We start from the raw sequence: 12,324 nt of genomic DNA, 5'->3' as shown, positions 1-12,324 counted from the left end.
GCCGGGGCGGGCGAGCGGAACGCGAGGCGGACCGGTCACTCGACACGCCTGCCTCCTCCCAGAGCCGCGGGACCCACAACTGCCGGGATCCGTACCCGATTTATACCTCACCACAGCGTCCGCGGTCAGCTCGCGCCCCGGGGCCCGACCCGCTTGTATCAGGGGTTTGACACAAGATCCCGTCCAGGGCATCTTGTACCCACCTCTTGTACTCACCGCTTGATACAAGTGCACCGCTTGATACAAGTACTCGCCGGGGGCCGACATGCTCGACACCGTCTCACCAGAACGCCTGTTGGCCCGCGCCGACCTCTGCGCCCGTTGGGCGGGGCTGACACTGGGCGTCGTGGTCGCACAACGGTTGGGGGCCATGGGCGGCGAGACCGCCCTCGCCATGCGCTTCGTCACCGCGATCACCGCGTTCGGCCTGAGCGCGGTCGGCGGCGTCCTGCTCGGTGACTCCCTCACCCTCGCACCCCAGGAGGCGGTCCGCACGGCCGCCCTCACCCCCCGCCGGGTCCGCGACCATGTGCCGCCCCGAATGGCCCCGCTGCTGCTCTTCCAGACGGCGTGCCTCCTGGCCCTCCTGACGGTGGGGACGTTCGCCGCCTCCGCCGACGCCGCCGGCCGCACGGGCCGGGCCATCACCGTGACCTGCCGGAGCGTGGCCAGACCCCTGGGCCCCTGGCCCGGCATCTACTACGCCACCCCCCTCCTCGCCTCCCTGGCCGTCGGCACCGCCGCCTGCGTCTGGGCACTGCGCCGCATCGCCCACCGCCCCGGCGACAACCAGCAGCGCCACGACCGCTCGTGGGCGATCACCGCGGCATGGGGACTGCTGGTCTCCAGCCAGCTGCTGATCGTCCTCGGGATGATCGGCAGAGTGCTGTCCCGCACGACCTGCGCCGGCATGCTGGGCAACGTCACCGCTCTGGTGATCTACCCGCTGAGCCTGGTGACCCTGTTCAGTCTGGGATGGTGCCTGTTCACCATCGTCGTGCCCCGGGCCGTCGGCGATGAGTGAACCCGCCGTCCGCGTCGACACCACCAGCCAGGTGCCCCCGTTCGAGCAGATCCGCGCCCAGCTGGCGGCCCTGATCGTCACCGGCCGGCTGACCGAGGGCGAACGGCTGCCGACCGTGCGCCAGCTCGCCGCCGACCTGGGCCTGGCGCCGGGCACCGTGGCCCGCGCCTACCGTGAGCTGGAGGCCGCCGAGCTCATCCGCACCCGTCGCGGCGCAGGCACCCGGGTGGCGGCTCCCCCGGCCGAGCCGGCCCATCCCGATCCCGTCCAGCTCGCCACGCTGGCACGTGACTTCACCGCCTCCGCCCGCGCCCTGGGCGCCGACACCGAGGCCGTCCTGACCGCCGTCCGTGACGCCCTGGAGGAAGGCTCCTGACCACCCCTGGGAGGGGGTGGCTCGGCGGGAAGGACCCGGTGGGACGGACTCGGCGGGACGGCCCCCGCGAGGACCACCGCGCTATCCGCGCGGAAGCGTCCCGACCAGCTTGCCCCACACGACCAAGCGGTACCGGGAGGTGTACTCGGGCGTGCAGGTGGTGAGGGTGAGATAGCGGCCGGGAGCGTCGTAGCCGTAGGCGGGCCGGGTGAGGGACCGGGGCACGGGCCGGATGACGCCCGCGTCGCGCGATGAGGTCTGTGGCAGGATCTTGTCGACGACGTAGGTGTAGATCGCGTTCCGCGTCGCCACCTCCACCGTGTCGCCGCTCCGGAGACGGTCCAGGCGCCGGAAGGGCTCACCGTGGGTGTTGCGGTGTCCGGCGACCGCGAAGTTGCCGCCCTGGCCCGGCTGTTGAGTGCCGGTGTAGTGGCCGACGTATCCCTTGTTGAGGACGTCCCGCTTGCTCGTGCCCTCGGCGACGGGGACCCGCAGATCGAGGCGCGGGATGCGCAGAACGGCGTACGCCTGCGAGGAGCGGGGCGTGCCGCCGGACGACGAGGCCTTCGCACTGCCGACGCCCGATCGCCCGAGCCCGCCGTCGACGCCCGAGCCGGAACCGGAGCCGTCGTCCGAGCCCGGCCCCGAGCCGGTTCCCGTGCCCGTTCCGGGACCGGAGCCGCCCGCGCCGCCGCCGTCCCCCCACTCCCGCTCCAGCGCCTCCACCCGCCGCTCGGCGCCCTCCTTGGCCTCCCGGTTCGTCCACCACAGCTGATGCACGACGAGCAGCAGCACCAGCACCCCTGCGGTGACGAGGACTTCGGCGCCGCTCCAGAGCACCCGCCGGTACCGGGCGCGCCGTCGCCGGGTGCTGTGCTGCACGAGGGGAATCCGCACGCGGGCACGATAGGCGGAGGGGGACGAGGTCTCCAGACCGTTCGCACGCTCGAACCCGTCCCCGCCCTTCCTCCACAGGTTGGAGAAAGGGCTGTCAGAACTCTCGACAACACCACGGGGCACACCCGATGCTTCGTGACGCGCTGACGCACCGCGGACACCAGTGCGCTGACGCATCCGACGACGCCGGGTCCGGACGAGACCGGCGGTCGATCGCTGTCACGAAGCGGAGAAGCCATGATCCGACGCAGGACACTGCTGACGGCCACCGGAGGCGCGCTCCTCGGAAGCGCCCTCGCGACGGGCACCGCCCGGGCCGATGCCACCATCGCCGTCAACCCTTCGACGACGTACGGCACTTGGGAGGGCTGGGGCACCTCCCTGGCCTGGTGGGCAAACGTCTTCGGCGCCCGGGACGACTTCGCCGACATCTTCTTCACGACCAAGTCGGTGTCCTACAACGGCAGGACCCTCCCCGGCCTCGGCCTCAACATCGCCCGCTACAACCTGGGCGCGTGCAGCTGGAACTCGGTGGGCGGCACGTCCATGGCGGTCTCGCCCAACATCCCCCGTTTCAAGCAGATCGAGGGCTACTGGCAGGACTGGAACAACGAGGACCCGACGTCCTCCGCGTGGGACTGGACCGCGGACGCGACCCAGCGCGCGATGCTCCAGAAGGCGGTGGCCCGCGGCGCGACGACGGAGCTGTTCGCCAACTCCCCCATGTGGTGGATGTGCCTGAACCACAACCCGTCCGGCGCCTCGGGCGGCGGCAACAACCTCCAGTCCTGGAACTACCGTCAGCACGCCTCCCACCTGGCGGCGGTCGCGTCGTACGCGAAGGCGAACTGGGGCGTGAACTTCGCGACGGTCGACGCCTTCAACGAGCCGTCGTCGTCCTGGTGGACGGCGACCGGGACGCAGGAGGGCTGCCACATGGACGCAACCGTCCAGGCGGCCGTACTCCCCTATCTGCGCAGCGAGTTGGACAAGCGCGGTCTGACGGGGACGAGAATCTCGGCTTCGGACGAGACGAACTACGACCTCGCCCGCACCACCTGGAACTCCTTCTCCTCGACGACGAAGGGATTCGTCAACCGGGTCAACGTCCACGGCTACCAGGGCTCGGGCGGCCGCCGCGACCTGCTCTACACCGACGTGGTGACGACGGCGGGCAAGGCGTTGTGGAACTCCGAGACCGGCGACAAGGACGGCACGGGTCTCACGATGGCGAGCAACCTGCTCTCCGACTTCCGCTGGCTCCACCCGACGGCGTGGGTCTACTGGCAGGTCATGGACCCGTCGTCGGGCTGGGCGATGATCGCGTACGACGCGAACACCCTGGCGGCCGGCGCGGTCACCACGAAGTACTACGTGATGGCCCAGTTCAGTCGTCATATCCGGCCCGGCATGACGATCCTCGACACGGGCGTGAGCTACGCGGCGGCGGCGCTGGACAGGACCGCGAAGCGCCTGGTCATCGTCGCCGCGAACACGTCGTCCTCGGCCCAGACCCTGACCTTCGACCTGTCCCGCTTCACGACGGTGACGGGCGGCTCGTCGGGCCTGGTCCCCCGCTGGAACACGGTGACGAACGGCTCGGGCGACCTCTACGCGTCCCACTCGGACACGCACCTGAGCGGCAAGACGATCAGCGTGCCGTTCGCGGCGGGCGCGGTGCAGACCCTTCAGGTGGACGGGGTCACGATCTAGACAGACGGCGGAGGGCCGGCGTCGGCGGGGCCGATGCCGGCCCGGCAGGCCGGATCGACAACGCCGTCCAGTCCCTGGACACCCCTACGGGCTGACCCGCGATCCGCGCCCCCTGGCCTGCAGATATCTCCTTTTCGTCAGCGGGCGGCGCTACGGTGTCATCCATGCGCCCCGACACGCCTGCCGAGAACGTCGACCACACCGCCGAAGCGGCACGCCTGGAGCGGACCGCCGGCCTGTATCCCGAGGACGCGGAAGCCCTGCTGCTGCAGTCCGCGGCCCACCTGGAACTGGCCGGCGACCGCCCCGCCGCGACGACCCTGTACGACCGCCTGCTGTCGTCTTCGGACAGCCTGGAGAACCCCCACCTGATCCGCGCCCTGAAGGCCGCGAACCTGTGGGAGTACGGCCACGAGGCCGAGGCCCGAGCCATCATCGACGGCATCCGGGCCGCCGCCCCCCGCGACCCGGCCCCCTGGGTGATCGTCGCCGAGTCCCTGGAGGCCCACGACGAGCTGGAAGCGGCGCAGAAGACGTTCACGGAGGGCGTGACCCTGCTCCTCGGGGACGTGCCGGAGCCCCCGCCGCATTCCTCCCACCCCCTCCTCTTCGGCCGCCACCGCGTACGCCGCATGCTGGGAGCGGCCCACGACGACTGGGACGTGCTGGCCGACACCCTCCACTCCTCCCCCGTCCCCCTGGACGAGCTGCACGACCCCAAGCGCGTCTGGTCCCTGGGCTCGGACAACCCGGCCGAACTGCAGGCGGAGATCTCCCGCCTCCGCGCCGAGCTCGGCACCTACCGTGAGGAACTGTCCCGCCCGTTCCCGGTGGCGGTCCTGCACTGGCCGACGGGGGAGTTGGCGGAGCTGGTCGCGGCCTACCCGACGCTGTCGGACGAGTACCCCTCGCACGAGGAGCACCTGGCGACGATAGAGGCGTCCCTGCGCGAGCTGTCCGCCTCGGGCACGCCCAACCTCGGCATCGTCACCGGCACGGTCCCCTCCTACGAAGCCTTCGCAGCCTCGGAGGCCTCGTCTCCGGCGGACGCAGACCTCCTCCCCCAGTACGCGACGACCTTGGCAGCCCGGGGACGGGCAGTGGGGTGGCCGCCGGAGCGGGGGGCGGAGTGCTGGTGCGGGTCGGGGCGAAGCTACGGGGAGTGCCATGGGGCGGGGACCGCCTAAGCACAGGGCAGAGCCGGGGAGGTCGACCGCCTCGGTTGGTGCTTTCGGCCGTACGGTTCAGCGGCCCGAAGCCGTCTGAGGCCCGGTCTCCAGAGGCCGCACCGCTTTGCCTGGCGCTTTGCGCGTGACTGGTTCATGAGCGCTCCGCAGAATGCTAAGAAGAGCCAGAATGGAGGGGCGCAGGCAAGTTCATGTGCCTGCGTGCGCACAACGGCCGACATGACTCGTGGGAGACGTCACGGCCCAGAACTACAGGGGGGATTGAACAGTATGGAGACCGACGACGCCGCGCCCTGCCGCCACGCGGGAGTGCCGCCGGAAGCAGTGGTGGACGCAGTGGTCCGGCTCATCCAGGACTTGGGCGGACATCCGGCACTCCTGATGCAACACGGCTTGACGCAACAGGAGTTCTCCGCCGCCCTTCCCACCGCCATCGAGCAGATCAGGGGCCGCAAAAGCGCCAAGAACTCCCCTCGTCGCGACTTCGTGGCGACGATGCTGCAAGGGCTCGTAGACCGGGGAATCGCCACGGCGCTCGAGATCCCGAAGCAGGGGGACGGGACCGTTTACCGACTCACGGTCAAGGGTCTCGGGGACGTCGCCGTCATCCAGAAGGGTGCCCCGGACGGCACACACAGCAGCGTGAACTGGAAGGTTCCCGAGTGGGCGCAGGAGGCCTATCTGTGGTGGGTCAACGACGGGATGACTCGTAACCCGGGCAGCGACGTCGTCAAGGGCGTCGGCCGCCTGCGCAAGGTGTTCTTCTCGGAACCCCGGAAGATGCTGGACGGAGTCATCTTCCAGAGCGGCTTGTGCGGCACTGTCAGCCGGCGATGCCCGAAGTCGCAGTACGCCGCCGACTTCGACGGCCAAGCCGTGCCGCCGCCGTGCATCTACGTGATGCCGGACGACTCGCCGAACGGGTCATCCTGGAACTGGGACGGAGCCACGCAGCGACGGTTCCCTGAACTGCTGCTCGGCGCCTTCGGCGTTCCAGCCGAGAAAGCTGCTCTCTTCACCGGCCACGTGGGGTTCCAAGCTGGCGAGCGTAAGACCAAGCGCACGGTGATCACCTCGCGGTTCGGCCCCGCTCAAGTCACGACATTCAGGAGCTGAGCTGTGAGCGTTTCCCTGGTAGACCCCGACCGCCGTGCTTTCCTGGCCGCGCGTCAGGCCGACGGCGACGTCCCCCTGTCGGCTTGGCCGCGAACGAACAAGAACATGCCCCTCGTCGAACTTCCCGTCGACTGGGTCCGGTTCTCGACGCAGAACCATCGCACGAAGGCCGAACAACAACGAGAAGCCCAACAGCGTGGACAGAAAGACCTGTTCACGTCCGACCCTCTCGGTTCGGCCGCGCAGGAGGCACAGTTCCTCATCCTCGCTCGGCAATCGAAGTTCGACGAGCTGAAGGACGACCTCCTGGCGCGCGGTCAGAAGGAGCCAGCGATCGTCACGGCTGATGGCGTGCTGATCAATGGGAACCGCAGGACTGCCGCCCTGCGCGCGCTCACACGCGAAAAGCACCCGGACTTCGCCTACGTGCGCTGCCTCGTTCTGCCCTCAGACGCGACTCCCGAGGAGATCCTGATCCTCGAGGCCGAGCTCCAGGTCGCTCGAGACTTCCGGGAGGACTACTCCTGGATCAACGAGGCGATGATGATCGAAGAGATCTACGAGCTGTCAGGCTGCGACTGGGACAAGACCGCGCAGCGCATGCACCGAGCCAAGCGGGATGTACAGGGACAGTACGAAAAGCTCTTGCTGGTACACCAGTTGGTAAACCAATCGCAGGGAACTCGTCTGCCCATCGACTTCACCGAGAACGAATCCGCCTTCGAGGAGCTGGCTAAGCACATCCGCAACAAGCCTCGCGAGGAGGCCGAGAGCGTCAAGAAGAGCTACTTCCTGGGCATACTCGCCGGAGCGAACTATCGCCAGCTGAGACATCTTCGGTGCGAGGACGCGGAGACGCTGGTCGAGAGGGAGCTCCTGGGCGAGTCCGCTCTCGCGGGGGTGCTCGCCACTGCGAAGAGCGCGGAGCACACGACGGATGAGGACGACCCGCTGAGTGACTTCTTGGGAGAAGACGACTCTCAGATGTCAGTAGTCGAGGACGTCCTCAGCCTCGTTGTCACCCGACGGCCCGAGGCCGTCGTCAAGCTACCCGACGGCTCCTCCGTGCCCATGAAGAGCGTGCTGGGCAGTCTGTCCGGAGCGGTGAACGCCGCCGCCCGTGAGGCGGAGGAGCGCAACCGCGAGCAGAACACCGTGGACGCCCCGTTGCAGCGAGTGGACAAGGCGCTCAAGGAACTTGAGCGCATCCCGTCGCTGCTCAGCAAGGGCCGCGCCCACCCTGCCTGGGACGAAGAGGCGTTCCAGAGCGAGATCGACCGGATCACGAAGCTCGTCTCCGAGCTTCGGGACTCTTCGTGATCTCCGCCGAACTGGAGCTGCATGTTCGCCCCGTCGTAGTCCTACGTCGACACGAGGGAGCGAACCCCGGCGCATGGGCCTTGCTGCAGGAGGCGCTGCACCGGGGCGTCGTGGGCGGATCGCATGACGTGATCGAGGCCCGCGTGGACGTCTTCTTCTCCGAGTTGGAGGCCGTCGTCGACGCTCGGCGTCGCTTTCGTCAGCCCATCGAGTTCGGAGACGAGCTCGGTCGGCAGCTGCGCGCGCTCGCCGAGGATCGCAAGAAGCGAGACAGGGTCCTGGGGGACACGTCTGCCATGGACCCCGACGCGCTGGCGTCGGAACTCGCCGCGACCGGGTTCCGACGCCAGCTGAAGCCGTTCCAGATGGAGAACCTGGCCCGGTTGACGAGCCTTCCGCACGGTGCCGACTTCTCGGTGCCCGGCGCGGGCAAGACGACGGTCGCACTGGCCGGATTCGCACTCAATCGGGCACGCGGCGACGTCGAGCAGCTGCTGGTGATCGGCCCGATCGCCGCCTTCCAGGCTTGGAAGGAGGATGCGGCCGCCTGTCTCAGTCCGGTGCCCGTTCTGGAAGTCCACACCGGATCGCGGACCCTGCTGCGAGAGGATCTGGACATCCTGCTCACCAACTACAACCGAGTGGCCTCGGACTACGATCGTATCCGCGCGTATATCAGCCGCCGCCCCACCCAGGTCGTGCTAGATGAGGCTCACCGCATCAAGAAGGGGGAGGCGGGCGTGCACGGCCGTGCCGTGCTTGACCTCGCCTTCGCAGCTCGCCGACGTGACGTGCTCACTGGGACCCCAGCGCCGCAGGGCGCGAACGACCTCGTGGCGCCCATGCGCTTCCTCTATCCCGGGCAGGACCGCAAGATCCTTCCACGCGGCGCATACACCGAGGCCAATGGGCGGGACCCCGTCGTCGTATCAGAGACCAGCGCGGCCATCCAGCGGTACTTCGTCCGTACTCCGAAGTCCAGGCTGGGGCTGCCTCCAACCGAGTTCGAGATCGTCGCCGAGCCGATGGGGCACATTCAGCAGGCGATCTACGAGGCGTTGGAAGGCCGCTATCGGGGAGAGTTCTCCCTGGCCACGAAAGACCGGCGCGACTTCAGTAGACTCGGTCGGATCATGATGTACCTGCTCGAGGCCGCCACGAACCCCTCGTTGCTGGTCGCCGGCTCCGATGAACACGACCAGTCGGAGTTCGCCCATCCTCCGCTCGAAGTACGAGGCGACGAGGCACTCGGCGATCTCCTACGTCAGTACGCCGCGTACGAGTCCCCTTGGAAATACGGCAGAGTCCGGCAGATTGTGTCGGGGGCGGCCGACCGCGGCGAGAAGGTCCTGGTGTGGTCGACCTTCGTGCGGAACCTGAAGCTTTTGAGCGGCGAGCTGAAGGAGTTCAACCCGGCGGTCGTCCACGGCGGAGTGCGCCCCGCTGACGGGGCGCCGCCCGGTGCACTGACCCGAGACGCGGAGTTCGACCGCTTCCGCAACGATCCCGCCTGCCATGTGCTCTTGGCGAACCCCGCGGCCTGCGGCGAGGGCGTCAGCCTGCACCATTGGTGCCACAACGCGGTCTACCTGGACCGGACCTTCAACGCCGGTCACTTTCTTCAGAGTCAGGACCGCATCCATCGTCTCGGGCTCCGCGAAGACGTCGTCACCCGCTTCACGCTTCTGCTCAGCCAGGACAGCATCGACGAGACGGTGAACAGCAGGCTTCGGGAGAAGATCGTCGTACTGTCCCAGCTGATGAACGATCCTGGCCTGGTGAGGGCCGCCCTGCCTGAACCCGACACCGACGAGAGCGTCCCGGCAGTCGCGGCTGACGACGCCACTGCGCTCCTGCGAGCGCTGCAGCTCCGGCCATGAGGTTGCTGCCCAGCCACGGCCTGACCTTCGGCGTGCTGCTCCTGGCCCACGCGGCCGTCAGGGCACCGCGATACGACGCCGAGAAATGGGCGCGAGCAGCCACGGAGCAGGCGCCCTTCTGGGCTCGGTCACTGGACCTGCGCACGATTGTGCGCACGCTTGTCCTGCACGGTCTCGCCGAGGAAACAGACGACGGCATGCAGGCGGCGGAGCAGTTGCGCGCCCTCGCTCTCCAGGATTACGGCGCCCCGAAGGCGACAGCGCGGGTGCTGCTGGCGGCGTCTCCTCCATCCTGGCTGGCATCGGCTGTCCGCTCAGGAGTCGTCGTGCGCGACTACATTCCCTCGGCCGACCTCGCGGCGCTCGCCTGGCTGGAGCCTGATCTGGACGCTCTGTTGTTCGACGCCGCCGTCCAGCGCCGCAACTCGGAAGAGGAGGCCTGGCGCGAACGTCTGGGAGCGGCCGCGGAGGCCGTCGTCGTCTCCGCTCTGCGGCGAGCGGGCCGCCAGGTCGCGCAAGTGTCTCTCGTCTCGGACACCTACGGTTACGACGTGGAGGTGTTCGACCCGCCGCCCAAGCAGATCGAGGTGAAGGGAGCTGGGCCCGAGACGCGCGGAGGCTTCCACCTCACACGCCACGAGTTCGAGACCTCCCAGCGCCGCCCGGACTCCTGGCGTCTCGTCCAGGTGGTCTTCCACCCGTCGGCGTTTACCGCCGACGTTTTGGACCCCAGCCACATCGTCGACGTGCTGCAGCTCACTCCGCGGGTCCTGCGCGACCTCGTGCCCGAGGACACGCGCGCCTTCGTCTGGGATCAGTCCGCCCTACTCACCCCGCCGACGACCGCCTGGGAGTCCGCCGGCCTGAAGCCTGCCCCAGACTTCAGCGCGCCTGGCCTGCGAGGCCGAATCCTGCCCCGCCAGGAGGCAGGACGGCGGCCCCGCCGCGATCAGACGCACGCCTAGCTTTCCGGGGGAGGCGCAGTGTGGCGCAGAGTAATCCGTCTCGCCTCGGTGACGGCCTTCTCGACTCGAACCGCCGCCTGAACGGGGTCCTCGTGCTCCCATACCCGTACGACCGCCCAGCCGGCCTCGCTGAGCCGCTGGTCCGTGTCCATGTCCCGTGCCCGGTTGCGCTCCACCTTCGATGCCCAGTAGCCGCCGTTGCGCACGGCGACGGTGTGGTGCTCCGGGCAGCCGTGCCAAAAGCACCCGTCGAGGAAGACCGCGACCCGCGCCTTGGTGAACAGCAGATCCGCGGTTCGCCGCAGTTCTTTGATCGGGCGGGCGGCGACCCGATAGCGCAGCCCGCGCGCGTGGACCGCACGCCGCAGGGCGAGCTCCGGTTTCGTGTCGCGGCTCTTGTTCGCCCGCATGCTGGCCCGTACGGCATCGGAGGAGGCCCAGGATCCCCTCTCGGCCATCGTGCCCTTCTCACCGGCCTCGGACTCTTCCCCATCCATGACAACACCGTAATGCGGGCGCGCCGCATCCGTCCCGGGAGATCCCTCGATACCGTCCGCACACCGTGATTGTCGGTGCCCTCCCGTACCATCGCCGAGTGACCACAGTGCTCCCCTCTGATCCTGACTCCACCGCCTCGACGGCCGCCTCCCCGCCCTACGAGGTCGCTGAATTCTTCGCCGGGATCGGCCTCGCCCGCTTGGGACTGGAGCGGGCGGGAGGGTTCAAGGTCACCTGGGCCAACGATCTGGACGCCCAAAAACACAGTATGTACAAGGGACACTTCGCCGACGCCGAGGACCACTATGTCCTGCGGGACATCCGTGAGATCGCGACCGACATCCGTTCCGAGCTGGCGCCTGGCCGGGTCGACCTCGCCTGGGCATCCTTCCCCTGCACGGACCTCTCGCTCGCCGGGGGGCGCTCGGGACTCGCCGGCAAGCACTCGAGTACGTTCTGGGACTTCACCGATGTGATCGCAGCCATGGGTGAGCGCGACGACGAGAAGCCCTCCGTGATCGCCTTGGAGAACGTGAACGGCTTCGCCACAAGTCACCGGGGCGCCGACATGAAGGCCGCCATCAAGCGGTTGAACGACCTTGGCTACTGGGCTGACGTCGTCACGCTGGACGGCCGTCGCTTCGTGCCGCAGTCAAGACCGCGCCTGTTCATCGTCGCCAGCCTCGGGAGAACGCTCCCGGCAGACGAGCGCCGCAACACTGAGCTGCGCCCGTCCTGGCTCGACCAGGTCCTCGACGATGTGAGCCTCACGACCCACCGCACTCTCCTCGACGAGGACCCTCCTGCCTTCCGCACCGCCGGATGGACCGACCTCGTCGACCCCGACGACGACCCTTACGTCGAGTGGTGGGACGAGAAGCGAGTCCTCCACTTCGAAGGCCAGCTCTCGGGACTCAACCAGGCCCGCGTGGAGCAGCTCAGACGTGAGCCCGAGCCTTCCTATCGAACCGCGTACCGTCGCACTCGGAACGGCGTCCCTGCATGGGAGATCCGCGGCGACGACGTAGCAGGCTGCCTGCGCACCGCCCGCGGCGGCTCCTCGAAGCAGGCCGTCGTCCGCCTGCAGAAGGGCGAGCCGCTACGTGTCCGCTGGATGACAGCGCGGGAGTACGCCAAGCTCATGGGTGCCCCGGACTACACCCTGCCCGTGAAGCGCAACCAGGCGATCATGGGATTCGGGGACGCGGTGTGCGTGGACGCAGTGGCTTGGCTCGCGGAGCACTATCTCCGCCCGCTGCTCGCCGCGGCCCGGGACCTTGACGCACTCCCCACTCAGCGGGGCGCTTCCTCGCCATAGACCGGGCATGCAACTGGGAACGACCTCGAC

General features: G+C 68.7%; 11 protein-coding genes. 9 read left to right on the top strand and 2 right to left on the bottom strand.

The annotated features are described in order from the left end of the window. Window positions 1-265 precede the first annotated feature (265 nt). Both BG482_RS15610 and BG482_RS15605 read left to right on the top strand, forming a co-directional pair. Window positions 266-1,024, top strand: coding sequence for a hypothetical protein (locus tag BG482_RS15610; protein ID WP_069769626.1), 759 nt, complete (start codon window positions 266-268; stop codon window positions 1,022-1,024). Continuing rightward, on the top strand, window positions 1,017-1,400 hold the full coding sequence (locus BG482_RS15605) for a GntR family transcriptional regulator (RefSeq protein ID WP_069769625.1): 384 nt from the start codon (window positions 1,017-1,019) through the stop codon (window positions 1,398-1,400). Before BG482_RS15610 ends, BG482_RS15605 begins: the two co-directional genes overlap by 8 nt. 81 nt (window positions 1,401-1,481) lie before the next feature. Here BG482_RS15605 and BG482_RS15600 read toward each other — a convergent pair whose 3' ends face one another. Then, window positions 1,482-2,297 carry a class E sortase gene (locus BG482_RS15600; protein ID WP_069769624.1) on the bottom strand — a complete coding sequence of 272 codons (816 nt, stop codon included), beginning with the start codon at window positions 2,295-2,297 and terminating at the stop codon, window positions 1,482-1,484. 237 nt (window positions 2,298-2,534) lie between these two features. Between BG482_RS15600 and BG482_RS15595 the strand changes: the two genes are divergently transcribed. From BG482_RS15595 to BG482_RS15570, 6 genes are all read left to right on the top strand, one after another. Further along, window positions 2,535-4,010: a beta-1,6-galactanase gene (locus tag BG482_RS15595; protein ID WP_069769623.1), complete on the top strand. Its 1,476-nt coding sequence runs from the start codon at window positions 2,535-2,537 to the stop codon at window positions 4,008-4,010. 164 nt (window positions 4,011-4,174) lie between these two features. Then, window positions 4,175-5,197, top strand: coding sequence for an SEC-C domain-containing protein (locus BG482_RS15590; protein WP_069769622.1), 1,023 nt, complete (start codon window positions 4,175-4,177; stop codon window positions 5,195-5,197). Between the two features lie 270 nt (window positions 5,198-5,467). Then, window positions 5,468-6,313 (top strand): hypothetical protein, encoded by an 846-nt coding sequence (locus BG482_RS15585; RefSeq protein ID WP_069769621.1) that lies wholly within the window; start codon window positions 5,468-5,470, stop codon window positions 6,311-6,313. 3 nt (window positions 6,314-6,316) lie between these two features. After that, window positions 6,317-7,633 carry a ParB N-terminal domain-containing protein gene (locus tag BG482_RS15580; protein ID WP_069769620.1) on the top strand — a complete coding sequence of 439 codons (1,317 nt, stop codon included), beginning with the start codon at window positions 6,317-6,319 and terminating at the stop codon, window positions 7,631-7,633. Beyond that, complete coding sequence (locus BG482_RS15575) at window positions 7,630-9,513, top strand: DEAD/DEAH box helicase (RefSeq protein WP_141746603.1); 1,884 nt, start codon at window positions 7,630-7,632, stop codon at window positions 9,511-9,513. The genes BG482_RS15580 and BG482_RS15575 overlap by 4 nt, the downstream gene beginning before the upstream one ends. Continuing rightward, window positions 9,510-10,478 (top strand): DUF3883 domain-containing protein, encoded by a 969-nt coding sequence (locus tag BG482_RS15570; RefSeq protein WP_079141835.1) that lies wholly within the window; start codon window positions 9,510-9,512, stop codon window positions 10,476-10,478. Before BG482_RS15575 ends, BG482_RS15570 begins: the two co-directional genes overlap by 4 nt. Here BG482_RS15570 and BG482_RS15565 read toward each other — a convergent pair. Then, on the bottom strand, window positions 10,475-10,975 hold the full coding sequence (locus BG482_RS15565) for a very short patch repair endonuclease (protein ID WP_256096382.1): 501 nt from the start codon (window positions 10,973-10,975) through the stop codon (window positions 10,475-10,477). The two genes, BG482_RS15570 and BG482_RS15565, sit on opposite strands and share 4 nt — an antisense overlap. A 98-nt stretch (window positions 10,976-11,073) precedes the next feature. On the opposite strand from BG482_RS15565, the gene BG482_RS15560 reads away from it, so the two are divergent. Beyond that, complete coding sequence (locus BG482_RS15560; protein ID WP_218108791.1) at window positions 11,074-12,294, top strand: DNA cytosine methyltransferase; 1,221 nt, start codon at window positions 11,074-11,076, stop codon at window positions 12,292-12,294. The last annotated feature ends 30 nt before the right edge of the window (window positions 12,295-12,324 follow it).

Origin of the sequence: Streptomyces sp. LUP30, from assembly GCF_001746365.1 — a bacterium.
Classification (GTDB): domain Bacteria; phylum Actinomycetota; class Actinomycetes; order Streptomycetales; family Streptomycetaceae; genus Streptomyces.
This window is presented reverse-complemented; position numbering and strand designations above follow the sequence as displayed.